Source organism: Pseudomonas sp. JH-2 (assembly GCF_036231725.1).
In the GTDB taxonomy this organism is placed as follows: domain Bacteria; phylum Pseudomonadota; class Gammaproteobacteria; order Pseudomonadales; family Pseudomonadaceae; genus Pseudomonas; species Pseudomonas delhiensis.
Genome location: NZ_JAZAQP010000041.1, coordinates 26,099 through 39,861 on the forward strand (window position 1 = coordinate 26,099; position 13,763 = coordinate 39,861).

A 13,763-nucleotide genomic window follows, 5' to 3' on the forward strand; every position below is an offset into this window, starting at 1 on the left:
CATTCGCCCGCGGCGCCTTGCCTCGGGCAACCCGGATCAACAGGAGTGAGGGAAGCTTGATGAAACGTATCCTGACCGGCATCGCGCTGATCGGCCTGACCACGCTGCTGGCCGCCTGCGGTTTCCACCTGCGCGGCCTGGGCGATACGAACTTCGCGCTGAAGGAAGTCGACCTGAGCGCGCGCAACGCCTATGGCGACACCGTCAAGGACCTGCAGCGCCTGCTGGAGAACAGCGGCGTGAAAGTGACCAGGAGCGCGCCCTACCACCTGTTCCTCGCCCGCGAGGCCGAGACCCAGCGCACCGCCAGCTACAGCAGCTCGGCGCGCAGCGCCGAGTACGAGCTGACCACCACGGTCGACTACGAGGTGCGCGGCGCCGACAACCTGCTGCTGATGACCGACAAGGTCGAAGTGCAGAAGGTCTACCTGCACGACGAGAACAACCTGATCGGCTCCGACCAGGAAGCCGCCCAGCTGCGCAAGGAAATGCGCCGCGACCTGGTGCAGCAGCTCTCCCTGCGCCTGCAGATGCTCACCCCGGCTCGCCTGGAATACCTGCAGCAGCAGGCCGAAGCCAAGGCCAAGGCCGAAGCCGACGCGCTCAAGGCCGCGGACGAGGCGGCCAGGCAGCAGCCGCAGCAGTCGCCGATCGAACTGCCGAAGGCGCAGTAAGAGGACCAGGGGGCCGGCCATGCCGGCCCCGTACTTTCATGAAGCTCAATCCCGCCCAACTCGCCAAGCACCTGCAGGGCAACCTGGCCCCCGTCTACGTGGTCAGCGGCGATGAGCCGCTGCTCTGCCAGGAAGCCTGCGACGCCATCCGCGCCGCCTGCCGCCAGCGCGACTTCAGCGAGCGCCAGGTGTTCAACGCCGAGGCCAACTTCGACTGGGGCCTGCTGCTGGAGGCCGGCGCCAGCCTCTCGCTGTTCGCCGAGAGGCGCCTGCTGGAACTGCGCCTGCCCTCGGGCAAGCCCGGCGACAAGGGCGCCGCGGCGCTGCAGGAATACCTGCAGCGGCCGCCGGAAGACACGGTGCTGCTGGTCACCCTGCCCAAGCTCGACGGCGCCACCCAGAAGACCAAGTGGGCCAAGGCGCTGATCGACGGCGAGGCCGCGCAGTTCATCCAGATCTGGCCGGTGGACGTGCACCAACTGCCGCAGTGGATCCGCCAGCGCCTGTCCCAGGCCGGGCTGGCCGCCAGCCAGGACGCGGTGGACCTGATCGCCGCGCGGGTGGAAGGCAACCTGCTGGCCGCCGCGCAGGAGATCGAGAAGCTCAAGCTGCTGGCCGACGGCAACCAGCTCGACGCCGCCACCGTGCAGGCGGCGGTAGCCGACAGCGCGCGCTTCGACGTCTTCGGCCTGATCGACGCCGCCCTGGCCGGCGAAGCCGCGCACAGCCTGCGCATGCTCGAAGGCCTGCGCGGCGAGGGCGTGGAGCCGCCGGTGATCCTCTGGGCGCTGGCCCGGGAGATCCGCCAGCTGGCCGGCATCGCCCAGCAGTTCGGCCAGGGCGTGCCCCTGGACAAGGCCTTCGCCCAGTGCCGCCCGCCGGTGTGGGACAAGCGCCGCCCGCTGCTCACCCGCGCCCTGCAACGGCACAGCGGTTCGCGCTGGAACCAGCTGCTGCAGGACGCCCAACTGATCGACGCGCAGATCAAGGGCCAGGCCCAGGGCGACGCCTGGAACGGCCTGGCACGCCTGGCACTGCTGCTGGCCGGCCAACGCCTGCCGTTGCCGCCGGGCTGATCTCCCCTGCCGTCTCCCCCGTAGGAGCGGACCTTGTCCGCGATAGCCGGACGTATCGGCGCGTTTCGCGGATAAGATCCGCTCCTACACCATGCCAGCCTCGGCAGTCCCCTGTAGGAGCGCGCCCTGCGCGCGAATCGCGGGCAGGGCCCGCTCCTACAGGTTGATGCCGAACCTCCCCGCCACGCCGGACGGCCCCCCTCTCCCGCTTGCGGGAGAGGGCTGGGGAGAGGGTGCAGAGTCGATCCAAAGCACAGCCGCCGCCGGCAGGCACCGTTCGCGAGCAAGCTCGCTCCTACCCAGCGCTCCCCTGTAGGAGCGCGCCCTGCGCGCGATTCGCGGGCAGGGCCCGCTCCTACAGGTTGAGGCCGAACCTCCCGCGCATGCCGGACAGCCCCCTCTCCCGCTTGCGGGAGAGGGCTGGGGAGAGGGTGCGGAGTCGATCCAAAACACAGCCGCCACCGGCAAACACCATTCGCGAGCAAGCTCGCTCCTACATGGCGCTTCCCTATAGGAGCGCGCCCTGCGCGCGATTCGCGGGCAGCGCCCGCTCCTACAGGTTGATGCCGGACCTAACGGCCACGCCGGACTGCCCCCTCTCCCTTCAGGGAGAGGGCTGGGGAGAGGGAAAGGCGTCAACCCAAAACGCAACCGCCACCGGCAAACACCGTTCGCGAGCAAGCTCGCTCCTACATGGCGCTCCTGCAGGTTGATGCCGGAAAGCCCCGTTCGGCACCTGTGCGCTGCACGACAAGAACCACTGCGCTGCCGCGCAATACGCCCGGCCGGCAGCTCCCTATCGTCGCCCCATCGACCCGCCGATAAGGAGAACAAAGCGATGCCGGCCGATCCGATCACCTTGGCCGTGGTGCGTGGCGCGCTGGAGATGACCCAGCGCGAGATGACCCTGACGCTGGAAAAAACCAGCCGTTCCAGCGTCTTCAACCTCGCCCACGACTACTCCAACGCACTCTTCGACCACCATTCGGAAATGATCCTGCAGGGCCAGGACATCCCCATCCACCTGGGCTCGCTGATCCCGGCGATGAAGGCCGTGTCCGGCTACTTCGGCGACGACATCGCCGAAGGCGACGTGATCTACCACAACGACCCCACCTACGCCGGCAGCCACATCATCGACTGCTGCATGTACAAGCCGGTGTTCTACCAGGGCGAGCTGGTGTTCTGGACCGTGTGCAAGGGCCACCTCACCGACATCGGCGGCCCGGTGCCGGCCGGCTACAACCCCGACGCCAAGGAAATCTATGCCGAGGGCCTGCGCATCCCGCCGGTGAAGCTGTGGGAAAAAGGCCGCCGCCGCGAGGACGTGATCAACCTGCTGCTCACCAACATGCGCGCCCGGCGCAACCAGGAGGGCGACCTCAACGCCCAGTACGGCGCCTGCCGCGTCGGCGAGCGCAACCTCATCGCCCTGCTCGACAAGTACGGCGTGGCCACGGTGCGCGAGTGCATCGCCGAACTGAAGGACATGGCCGACCGGCAGATGCGCGAGCTGATCCGCTCGGTGCCCGACGGCAGCTACACCGGCCACGCGGTGCTGGAGGATTCCGGCCACGGCCTGGGCGAGCTGGCCATCAGCGCCACCGTCACCATCAGGGACGACAGCTGCCACATCACCGTGCAGAGCCCACCGCAGGTGCCCTACTTCATCAACTCCTACGCCGGCAACTCGATGTCCGGCATCTACCTGGGGCTGATGATGTTCGCCCAGGTGCCGCCGCCCTATAACGCCGGGCTGTACCGCTGCGTGACCGTGGACCTGGGGCCCAAGGGCACCCTGTGCAACGCCGAGGAGCCGGCGCCCCACGTCAACTGCACCACCACCCCCATGGAGACCCTCACCGACGCCGTGCGCCAGGCCTTCGAGCAGGCCGCGCCAGAACGCGTCACCGCCTCCTGGGGGCACACCAGCGGGGTGAACATCGCCGGCGTCGACCCGCGCACCGGCGAGGAATACGTGACCATGGTGCTGGCCTCGATCATCTCCGGCGCCGGCGCCACCTCGGAGCTGGACGGCTGGCACGCCTGCGGCCCGCTGTGCTGCTTCGGCGCACTCTACTCCGGGGACATCGAGCTGCTGGAGTACAGCTACCCGATCCTCATCCACCGCTACGCGCTGATGGCCGACAGCGCCGGCGCCGGCCAGCTGCGCGGCGGCTCGGGCACCTGCCTGGAAGTGGAGCCGCTGGACCACGAGATGACCGTGATCTCCTTCGGCGAAGGCCGCCAGCGTACCACCATGGGCGCCGCCGGCGCGGCCAACGGCCTGGACGAGCCCAAGCTGGGCGGCGTGGAGATCGTCCGCACTGGCGAGCACGAGAAGCACACGCGCAACGTCATGACCGTGCTCAAGCCCGGCGAACGCCTGGTCAACCGCACCCCCGGGGGCGGCGGCTACGGCCCGGCCTTCCGCCGCCTGCCCGAGGCCGTGGCGCGCGACGTGCGCGACGGCCTGGTCTCGCCGCGCGGTGCCGAACTCGACTACGGCGTGGTGCTTACCAGCGCCGGCGAGGTCGACCAGAAAGCCACCGCCCAACGCCGCCAAACCGCCTGAGGAACCCGACATGCACAGCCAATACCGCCTCGGCGTCGACGCCGGCGGCACTTTCACCGATTTCATCCTAGCCGAACGCGAAGGCCGCGTGCACCTGTTCAAGGCACTTTCCACCCCGCAGGACGGCACCCTGGCCATCGCCGACGGCCTGCGCCAGATCAGCCAGGCGCTGGGCCGCCCGGTGGAAGAGGTAGTCGCCAACTGCGACCTCTGCATCAACGGCACCACGGTGGCGCTGAACGCGCTGATCGAGCTCAAGGGCGTCAAGGTCGGCCTGCTGGCCACCGCCGGCCACGAGGACAGCATCGAGATCCGCCTGGGCCACAAGGAAGAAGGCTACCGCTACGACCCCGACTACCCGCCGGCGCCGCAGCTGGCCCAGCGCTTCCTGCGCCGTCCGGTGCGCGGGCGCATCCTCGCCGACGGCCGCGAGCACACGCCACTGAACGAGAGCGACGTGCGCGACGCCGCCAGGCTGTTCGCCGAACAGGGCGTGGAGGCGGTCGCCGTGTCCTTCCTCTGGTCGGTGCGCAACCCGGCCCACGAGCAGCGCGCCGTGGCCATCCTGCGCGAGATGCTGCCGGGGGTGTTCGTCTGCAGCGGCACCGAGGTGTTCCCGCAGATCCGCGAATACACCCGCACCTCCACCACCCTGGTCAACGCCTACCTGAGCCCGGTGATGGCGCGCTACGTGGCGAAGATCGACGACTACTTCCGCCAGCTCGGCGCCCAGCGCCCGGTGCGCTACTTCCAGTCCAACGGCGGCCTGGCCACCGGCGAGCACATGCGCGGCCGCGCGGTGAACGCGATCAACTCCGGCCCGGCCTCGGCGCCCCAGGCCGGGCTGTTCGTGGCCCAGCCGTTCGGCATCCGCAACGTCATCACCGTGGACATGGGCGGCACCTCCTTCGACATCACCCTGACCCGCGAAGGCAAGACCAACCTCAGCCGCGACGCCGACTTCCTGCGCCAGCGCATCGGCGTGCCGATGATCCAGGTCGAGACCCTCGGCGCCGGCGGCGGCTCCATCGCCCACATCAACCCCTACGGCATGCTCGAGGTGGGCCCGCAGAGCGCCGGTTCCAGCCCCGGCCCGGTGGCCTACGGCCAGGGCGGCGAGCTGCCGACGGTGACCGACGCCAACCTGGCGCTGGGCTACCTCAACCCCGAGGCGCGCCTGGGCGGGCGCATCAGCCTGGACCGCGAGGCGGCGCTGGCGGCGATCCGCGCGAAGATCGCCGAGCCCCTGGGCATGGACGTGGACAAGGCGGCCTGGGGCATCCACGCCATCGTCAACGCCAACATGGTCAACGGCATCCGCCGCGTGTCCATCGAGCGCGGCTACGACCCGCGGGACTTCGCCCTGATCGGCGCCGGCGGCGCGGCGGGCGTGCACATGACCGCGCTGGCCGAGGACATGGGCATCGACACCGTGCTGATTCCCAAGGTCGCCTCGGGCCTGTGCGCGCTGGGGCAGATCCTCTCCGACGTGAAGCACAACTACCTGGCCACCTACCCCATCCTGGCCCGCGAGGACGCCGACCTGGCCGGCCTGGAGGCGGCCTTCGCCGAGCTGGAACAGCAGGGCCGCGCCACCCTGCGCGGCGACGGCTTCGCCGACGCGGACATCGCCGTGGTGCGCAGCCTGGAGATGCGCTACGTCGGGCAGATCCACGAATGCACCGTGGAGATCGGCGACATGCCGGTCGACGCGCGGACACTGCCGGCCATAGTCGAGGCCTTCCACCGCCGCCACGAGGCGCTCTACACCTACGCCGAGGCGGACAACCCGGTGGAGATCGTCAACCTGGAAAGCCAGGTGATCGGCCGCGTCTCGCGCCCGCCCTTCCCCAGCCTGCCGGCCAGCGACGGCCACGCCCAACGGGCCCTGGCCGGCAGCCGGCCGATGCTCTTCGGCGAGGACGGCATCTGGACCGACACCCCGGTGTACCAGGGCGAGCTGCTGCTGGCCGGCGACCGCCTGCACGGCCCGGCGGTGGTCGAGGAAGCCACCACCAACATCCTCATCCGCCCCGGCTGGGTGGTGGAACTGCACGAATCCGGCTGCTACCGCCTGAGCCGCCAGCGCTGAGCCCGGAATGCCGGACCTCCCGCGGAGGTCCGGCGCCGGGGCGCCCGGCCATCAAGGCACAAGAGCTGCATGGACATTACAACCCGAACACGCTGCAAGCGCTTCTGCCATGACCAAGCAAACCAGCTTCGACACCACCGCCATTGCCGGCGCGCAACGCCAGGAATACTGGAAGCGTTGCGTCAGCGACACCTATTTCCCGCTGGAACTGGACTACATGGCAGGCGACAGCTTCCAGGGCCGGCTGGAGCTTTTCAGCCTGGGCGACCTGAGCCTGTCCTACCTCGATTCCTCCCCTCTGCGCTACCGCCGCCAGAGCCACCATCTCGGCCAGTGCGAGGACGAGTCGTTTCTGCTCTCCCTGCCCCTGCGCAGCTGTTTCGAATTTACCCAGCGCGGCCGCCGTACCGTCTGCCAGCCCGGCAGCTTCGTGCTGGAACGCAGCGGCGAACCCTACGAATTCCTCTACGCCCAGAGCAACGCCCTGTGGGTGCTGAAACTGCCCGAACGCACCCTGCGCCGCCACGTGGCCACGCCCGACCAGCGTTGCGCGCTGAATTTCGACGCCACCCGCGGCGCCGGTGCGCTGTTCGCCGACTACCTGGCCCTCAGCGCGCGCCGCCTGGGCGAACTCGAACCCGGCGACGGCCAGCGCCTGAGCCGCCAATTGCTCGAACTGCTGGGCATGGCCCTGGAACGCCAGCACCCCGGCGAAAGCCAGTCCAGCGCCGTCGCCACGGCCCACCTGCGCCGCGTCGAGCAGCACATCCACCGCCACCTCGACGACAGCAGCCTGAACCCCGCCGGCATCGCCCAGGCCTGCGGCATTTCGGTGCGCTACCTGCACCGGCTGTTCCAGGGCAGCGGCCGCAGCGTGCAGGAGTGGGTCCGCGAACTGCGCCTGCAGGCGTGCCACGATGCCCTGCTGGTCACGCCGCCACCGCCGTCCATCGGCGAGCTGGCCTACCGCTGGGGCTTCGCCGACCAGGCCCACTTCAACCGCGCCTTCAAGGCCCGCTACGGCATCGCGCCCGGCGAGCTGCGCCGGGCACCGCGGATCAACTGACCTGCGGCCTGGACATCCCCGGTGAAAGCGCCGATGATGCCGATGCCCGCAATGGGCGGGCGTTCGTCCCGAGGAGAAGACCATGGCGAAGAAAGCCAAACGGCCGAACAAGGCCAAGTCCCTGATAGCCCAACCGCTGTTCCGCAGCCGCCAGGAACACCCCCTGAAAGGTAAAGGCAGCTACCGCCGCGAAGCCTCCCGCAACTGGGAGGCTTCGTTCTTTCTGGCCGCCTGAAATCCCCTCGCCCCCCCCCCCCCCCCCCCGCATCACCCTCATCGCCATTCCCCCTCCCTCTGCCTGAAGCCCCTGCCCGCCCGCTTGCGCTGGCCGACAAAACTTCCTGCGCTGTCGACAAATACCCGGCCAGGCCATTCCCCTAATGTCGTGCGACCGCTCATTTCAACAACAACAAGGGGACGGTCATGGCAGGAGCAATCTCGAATTCGGCTTCATCCACGGAACTCGCCGCGGGAGTGATTCCCGAGGCCCAGCGGCTCGGCCGCGGCTCGCTGACGATGGCCTGGTGGGGCATCTGCAGCGCGATGTTCTACCTGGTGGTCGCCGCGGCGCTGGCAATGGGCTACGGCACCCTCAACGCACTCATCGGCCTGCTGCTGTCGGTACTCAGCTACGGGGCGATCAACGCAATCATCAGCCGCTACGCCATCGCCAGCGGGCTGTCGGTGGCGCTCTTCTCCCAGGTGCTGTTCGGCAAGGCCGGCGCGGCCCTGGCCACGCTGATCTTCTGCGCCACGGCGGTCTACTACAGCGTGTTCGAGGGCTCGGTGATGGCCGTGGCGCTGCAGCACAGCTTCCCCGCGCTGGGCACCCACGCCTCGGCGCTGGTGGTCGTGATCTACAGCGTGCTGATGATCTTCGGCAACGCCATGCGCCGGCTGGACAAGCTCAACGGCCTGCTGCTGCCGCTCTACCTCATCGGCCTGTTCGCCCTGGTCGGCATGAGCATCGCCGAATACGGCTATTCCACGGCCTGGCTGGAGCTGGCCCCGCCGGGCGGCCCGGTGGCGCACGGCTGGTGGAACTGCTTCACCTACTTCATGGGCGTCTGGGTGCTGATGATGTACACCTGGGACTACGCCCGCTACGGCCGGCCCGAGGATAGCGACTACCACGCGCGGGTGAACTTCGGCATGCCCTTCTACGTGGTCACCTTCCTGCTCAACGGCACGGTCGGCATCTTCCTCGCCGCCACCATCCCCAGCGACGGCGGCCTGAGCGAGGTCTCGGTGGTGCTGGCGATCATCAAGCTGATGGGGCTGGGCGGCCTGCTGTTCGTCTGGATCACCCAGACGCGCATCAACACCGGCAACTTCTTCCTCGCCGCGACCAACATGCAGGCCTTCTTCGCCCGCCTGGGCCTGGGCCGGGTGCCCTACGCGGCCTGGGCGCTGCTGACCGGGACACTGGTCTACCTGCTGATGCTGCTGGACGTCTTCGGCTACATCCTCCAGGCGCTGTCGTACCAGAGCATCTTCATCGTCTCCTGGGTGGCGATCGCCCTCGCGCAGATCCGCAGGACGCGCGGCCAGCCGGGCGGCTATCCCGCGCAACTGCCCGCCTTCAATGCCCGCGGCCTGCTGACCTGGTTCATCTCCGCCGCAGTGGGCATCGTCCTGCTCGGCCATGCCGAGCTGTCCAGCTTCTCCGCGCCGGCCTCCTTCTGCCTGGCCTTCCTCGGCTACCTGTGGGCGCCCTCCCTCGCCCGCCGCCCGCTGGCCGGAAGCGACATCGGCTGACCGGGCCCAGGCCACGGGCGGCCCGGCGCCGCCCGCTCCCGACAACAAGAACCGACAAACATTGGAGCAGTCCACGATGCAACTGCATCTCCGGCTTATCGCCTGCATTTTGCCGCTGACCCTGCTGGCCCACCCGGCCAACGCGGCATCCATCACCGACGACCTCGACCTCGGCGGCGCCCTGCGCGGCCGCCTGGACTACGATCCGGACCGGGATATTTCCAAGTTCAGCTTCGACACCTTCTTCCTCACCGCCGACTACCATTCCGACACTTGGATAGCCGCGGCCAAGTACCGCTTCTACGGCGATGCCTACCCCTACGAATACACCGACCGGGTCGGCGACATCGCCTTCGCCGAGTACGCCTGGGTCGGCTACAGGTTCTCCGCGCAGCGCCAGGTGCAGGTCGGCCAGACGCCCATCCCGTTCGGCCTGCTGCCGTATTTCGGCAGCACCTTCTTCGAGACCCTGGGCAATGTGATAGGCCTGGAAGACACCCAGGACATCGGCGTGAAATACCTGCAGAACACCGATGGCTGGGACCTGCAGGCCGCCTACTACCCCATCCCGGCGGAACAGGGGCGCGGCACCAGCCGCGGCGGGCGCACCTACGGCACCAGCGTGGCCACGGCCGACGACTACGTGGCCGACGGCAGCGACAACCATGAACGCAACATCCTGGTCGGCCGGCTGGCCCGCAAGTTCGAAGCCGGCGGCTGGAATTCGGAGATCGGCGCTTCCGTGCTGGGCTCGACCCTCGACAACCGGGACACCGACGAGAACGGCAGCCGCTACGCCTTCGCCCTGCACTACAGCGGCAAGCGCGGCCCCTGGGGCATCCAGGCGCAGGCGACGCGCCAGCAGATGAACGCGAAGAACCCGGGGACCGACGAACTGATCAGCTTCGGCAGCTTCGACGGCACCTTCAACGTCGCGGCCAAGGGCAACCTCTACGTCGCCGACCTCAGCTACGACATCCCCGGCCGCTACGGCTGGCTCTCCGGCATCAAGCTCTACGGCAACTACAGCCTGTTCGACAAGGACGAAAGCGCCTTCAGCGACTCCCAGCGCCTCATCCTGGGCAGCTCGTTCAGCCTCGGCCCGCTGTGGATAGCCCTGGAATGGCTGCACGGCAGGAACGACCCGTACATCGGCGGCAGCGACTACACCCAGAGCCTGGGCGCCGGCGGCACCGGCCACTGGGAAAACCAGCTGTACAGCAACATCGGCTACTACTTCTGAGGCCCGGCCTGCCCGCCGGGGCAGGCGATGCGGCGGCCATCCGCCGGGGCGGCACGGAGGCTTCCCCGACGAACGGAGCCGGGCGTGCAGGCGAGCATGGCCGCTGCCCGCCCTCCGGCAAGATCGATGGAACTCCTGCCCCCGTGCGGCCTCCATGGAATAGACACGACACCCGGAGATGCACGATGAACACCAGGACACTCGCCGCCGGCCTGGTGCTGGCCCTGCTGCCCGTGGCCAATTCGGCCTGGGCCTTCTGTTCCGACCAGGAAGCCGAGGCCAAGGGGCGCCAGGTGGCGGAAAAGGTCGCCTCCATCACCCAGCGCGACCCGCAAACCGCCAAGCGCCTCAACGAACAGCTCGCCGCCATGAAGAAGAGCCGCTCCAGCAAGGAACGCCCGGACGACTGCGCGGCCTACGAGCAGATGCTCAAGGAACTGGAACAGAGCGCCGCCAAGGCCAAGTCCTCCCCCTGAACCTGCAACAGCCTGTCATCGTGGCACCCGGCCCGGCGGCAGACGCCCCGCCGTCCGCATGCTAAGGTGGCCGCTGCCTGAAGAACCCGCCGAGGAGCGCAATGCGCACACCCGCTTCACCCTTCCGCCTGTTCCCCCTCTGCCTGACCCTCCTCAGTGCCTGCGTGCTCTCCGCCTGCGCCGACGCGCCGGCGGCGAATTCGCCGCCGTCCGCGGCCACCGCGCTGCAGGGCGCCGATGGCCAGCCGCTGCCTTCCATCAGCTTCGAGGCCTGGCGCGACGGCTTCCGCCAGCAGGCCCTGGCCGCCGGCATCAGCCCGCAGACCTTCGACCAGGCCTTCGCCGGCCTCGAGCCCGACCCGGCGGTGCTCACCGCCGACCGCAGCCAGCCGGAGTTCACCCGGCCGGTGTGGGAGTACCTGGCCGGCGCCGTGTCGCCGGCGCGCATCCGCAACGGCCAGGGCAAGCTGACGCAGAACGCCGCGGTGCTGCAGCGCATCGACAGCCGCTACGCGGTGGATGCCGAGGCCGTGGTGGCGATCTGGGGCATGGAAAGCAACTTCGGCAGCAACATGGGCGAGCGCAACGTGATCCGCTCCCTGGCCACCCTGGCCTACGAGGGGCGCCGCCCGGAGTACGCCCACGGCCAACTGCTGAGCGCCCTGCGGATCATCCAGCACGGCGACGTGCCGGCCACCGACATGGTCGGCTCCTGGGCCGGCGCCATGGGCCAGACGCAGTTCGTCCCCACCACCTACGACCAGTACGCGGTGGACTTCGACGGCGACGGCCGCCGCGACATCTGGCGCTCGGCCGACGATGCCCTGGCCTCCACCGCCAACTACCTCCAGGCCTCGGGCTGGAAGCCCGGCCAGAGCTGGGGCTTCGAGGTGCGCCTGGCCCAGGGCTTCGACTACGCCCAGGCCGACATGGGCATCCGCAAGCCGATCAGCGAATGGCTGCGCATGGGCGTGCAGCCGGTGGGCGGGCGCCTGCCGGGCAACCCCCAGGCCACGGCCTCGCTGCTGCTGCCGGCCGGCTACCGCGGGCCGGCCTTCCTGGTGCTGGACAACTTCCGCGCCATCCTCAGGTACAACAACTCCACCGCCTACGCCCTGGCCGTCGGGCTGCTGTCGGACAGCTTCAAGGGCCTGGGCCGCATCGAGGCCGGCTGGCCGGTGGAAGACCGCCCGCTCAGCCGCAGCGAGCGCATCGCCCTGCAGGAAGGCCTGGCCGCCCGCGGCTACCAGCCGGGCAATCCGGACGGCATCATCGGCGCCAATACCCGTGCGGCCATCCGCGCCTTCCAGCAGAGCCAGGGCCTGCCGGCCGACGGCTACCCCACGCCAGCGCTGCTGGCGCACCTGCAGCAGGGCGACTGAAGCCCACCGTGCGAGCCGGCGGCGCCGGCTCGCACCGGCATCCCCCTCCTCACTCGTAGAACAAGGTGAACAACGCCGAAGCCCTCACCGTACCGCCGCACCAAGACTTCCGACCAGGTGCGATCGTCGGTCAACCCGAGCTTCAGCGGGTCCTGGGGCGAAAGTGACGGCGTTCGCCTATCGTCCCGGCTCCCACCTGCCCCCATGATGAAGCGCAGGATGGCTCCGAATAAACAGCCCCCTGACAGCCCAGGCGAATTGCCCCTGAGTCCTGCAAGAGGAAAGAGTGGGAAGCGGTGCCCGGCAGCGTCAGCCATGGATTACGGACTACTAGCGTCTGCCGGAACGCCTACCCCACCGAAACGGCATCCACCTGCCTGACGAGCATCGCGGCCTCGATCGTGCGGCGCATCACTCGTAGCTCAGGGTGAGCATGGCCGAGGTGGAGACCAGCCCCGGCGTGGCCCCTGGCGACATGGCTACATACCTGGCCAGGAACGGCATGCGCAGCAGGCCCACTTCGGTGGCGTCCAGGTAGGCATGCTTGACGGCAAGCTGCACCGTCTCGGGCGTGGCGGTGTTGGCCCTCAGGACCTGGATGCCGACGTTCGCCATGCCGGCACCCGGGCGGTTGCGCATGATGAAGGGGGTTTCCATGCCGTGCAGCGGGTCGATCCGGTAGCTCAGGCGGATGCCCGCGTCGCAGTCCAGGACGATGTCGAAGGGCCGCTCGACGGCGCCCGTTTCCTCCGGCCGCTGGAAGACGCCGACGTGGACCGTGGGCATGCGCACCACCAGATCGCGCGTCTGCATACGGCAGGCCGGGACTGCGGTCCTGACGGTGCCGTGGACGGTCAGTTCGGCGATATCCAGGTCGGCATAGCGCACCGTGGCCATGCCGTTGAAGCCATGGGCCCCGGCCTGTATCTCACCGGTCTTCACCAGCCGCACCCACCAGATGTTCCGCGGCACATAGGTACCGCCGCGGAAACCCCAGTTCAACCTTTGCACCAACGAGGTGCTGCGGTTGGCCGCAGGCGGGCTCGGGCAGTCGGATGCATAGTTGCACCACCAGACCTGGATGCCCACGCCCGGGATGCCGCTCTCCATCAGGTCGCCATTGGGGTAGCCGGGGATACCCTGCACCGGCGCGCCAAACCCGCCGGCGAGCCGCCCCTGCACGGTGCCCCGCTCCCAGGGCCAACCCCCGCAGTCGATGGTCACCCCAGTCGCCGTTTGCCAGGTGAAGTCATGCAGAACGCTGCCGATCGGCTTGTCCCGCGGCGAGGAAACGACCTTGTCGATGGAGATGGGGAACCTGGACTTCTGGTAGCCATCCACGAAGGAGCAGCTGAACCCCCAGGCCGACGGCGCGAGGAACAGCAACAGCAGTGGCAATAGCATCACTCTCGGCATACGGA

At 69.0% G+C, this 13,763-nt stretch carries 11 protein-coding genes; 10 read left to right on the forward strand and 1 reads right to left on the reverse strand.

The window, feature by feature from the left end; genetic code table 11:
- Positions 1-59: 59 nt before the first annotated feature.
- The 10 genes from VV867_RS23390 to VV867_RS23435 all read left to right on the forward strand — a co-directional run bounded on the left by VV867_RS23390 (position 60) and on the right by VV867_RS23435 (position 12,342).
- Positions 60-674 (forward strand): LPS-assembly lipoprotein LptE, encoded by a 615-nt coding sequence (locus VV867_RS23390; RefSeq protein ID WP_109933670.1) that lies wholly within the window; start codon positions 60-62, stop codon positions 672-674.
- Positions 675-712: 38 nt separating this feature from the next.
- Positions 713-1,750 (forward strand): DNA polymerase III subunit delta, encoded by a 1,038-nt coding sequence (gene holA / locus VV867_RS23395; protein ID WP_275627725.1) that lies wholly within the window; start codon positions 713-715, stop codon positions 1,748-1,750.
- Between the two features lie 838 nt (positions 1,751-2,588).
- Positions 2,589-4,325: a caprolactamase subunit beta gene (capB, locus tag VV867_RS23400; RefSeq protein WP_328567676.1), complete on the forward strand. Its 1,737-nt coding sequence runs from the start codon at positions 2,589-2,591 to the stop codon at positions 4,323-4,325.
- Positions 4,326-4,335: 10 nt separating this feature from the next.
- Positions 4,336-6,417 carry a caprolactamase subunit alpha gene (gene capA / locus VV867_RS23405; protein ID WP_328567677.1) on the forward strand — a complete coding sequence of 694 codons (2,082 nt, stop codon included), beginning with the start codon at positions 4,336-4,338 and terminating at the stop codon, positions 6,415-6,417.
- A gap of 109 nt (positions 6,418-6,526) precedes the next feature.
- Complete coding sequence (locus tag VV867_RS23410; protein WP_109933674.1) at positions 6,527-7,483, forward strand: helix-turn-helix domain-containing protein; 957 nt, start codon at positions 6,527-6,529, stop codon at positions 7,481-7,483.
- A gap of 82 nt (positions 7,484-7,565) precedes the next feature.
- Positions 7,566-7,718, forward strand: coding sequence for an alternative ribosome rescue factor ArfA (arfA, locus tag VV867_RS23415; protein WP_109933675.1), 153 nt, complete (start codon positions 7,566-7,568; stop codon positions 7,716-7,718).
- Between the two features lie 239 nt (positions 7,719-7,957).
- Positions 7,958-9,241 carry a purine-cytosine permease family protein gene (locus VV867_RS23420; protein ID WP_328567678.1) on the forward strand — a complete coding sequence of 428 codons (1,284 nt, stop codon included), beginning with the start codon at positions 7,958-7,960 and terminating at the stop codon, positions 9,239-9,241.
- Between the two features lie 76 nt (positions 9,242-9,317).
- Positions 9,318-10,484 (forward strand): porin, encoded by a 1,167-nt coding sequence (locus VV867_RS23425; protein WP_328567679.1) that lies wholly within the window; start codon positions 9,318-9,320, stop codon positions 10,482-10,484.
- Between the two features lie 185 nt (positions 10,485-10,669).
- Positions 10,670-10,960: a hypothetical protein gene (locus VV867_RS23430; RefSeq protein ID WP_089391238.1), complete on the forward strand. Its 291-nt coding sequence runs from the start codon at positions 10,670-10,672 to the stop codon at positions 10,958-10,960.
- A gap of 101 nt (positions 10,961-11,061) precedes the next feature.
- Positions 11,062-12,342 (forward strand): lytic murein transglycosylase, encoded by a 1,281-nt coding sequence (locus VV867_RS23435; protein WP_328567680.1) that lies wholly within the window; start codon positions 11,062-11,064, stop codon positions 12,340-12,342.
- 411 nt (positions 12,343-12,753) lie between these two features.
- On the opposite strand, the gene VV867_RS23440 is transcribed toward VV867_RS23435, so the two are convergent.
- Positions 12,754-13,758, reverse strand: a complete 1,005-nt coding sequence (locus tag VV867_RS23440; protein ID WP_328567681.1) for a fimbrial protein — start codon at positions 13,756-13,758, stop codon at positions 12,754-12,756.
- Between the last annotated feature and the right edge of the window lie 5 nt (positions 13,759-13,763).

Excerpts from the sequence above, each read along its gene's own strand:
- VV867_RS23390 (WP_109933670.1), top strand. The coding sequence starts at position 60 with ATGAAACGTATCCTGACCGGCATCGCGCTGATCGGCCTGACCACGCTG.
- VV867_RS23435 (WP_328567680.1), top strand. The coding sequence starts at position 11,062 with ATGCGCACACCCGCTTCACCCTTCCGCCTGTTCCCCCTCTGCCTGACC.
- capA (WP_328567677.1), top strand. The coding sequence starts at position 4,336 with ATGCACAGCCAATACCGCCTCGGCGTCGACGCCGGCGGCACTTTCACC.
- VV867_RS23440 (WP_328567681.1), bottom strand. The coding sequence starts at position 13,758 with ATGCCGAGAGTGATGCTATTGCCACTGCTGTTGCTGTTCCTCGCGCCG.
- holA (WP_275627725.1), top strand. The coding sequence starts at position 713 with ATGAAGCTCAATCCCGCCCAACTCGCCAAGCACCTGCAGGGCAACCTG.
- VV867_RS23425 (WP_328567679.1), top strand. The coding sequence starts at position 9,318 with ATGCAACTGCATCTCCGGCTTATCGCCTGCATTTTGCCGCTGACCCTG.
- VV867_RS23410 (WP_109933674.1), top strand. The coding sequence starts at position 6,527 with ATGACCAAGCAAACCAGCTTCGACACCACCGCCATTGCCGGCGCGCAA.
- VV867_RS23430 (WP_089391238.1), top strand. The coding sequence starts at position 10,670 with ATGAACACCAGGACACTCGCCGCCGGCCTGGTGCTGGCCCTGCTGCCC.
- arfA (WP_109933675.1), top strand. The coding sequence starts at position 7,566 with ATGGCGAAGAAAGCCAAACGGCCGAACAAGGCCAAGTCCCTGATAGCC.
- capB (WP_328567676.1), top strand. The coding sequence starts at position 2,589 with ATGCCGGCCGATCCGATCACCTTGGCCGTGGTGCGTGGCGCGCTGGAG.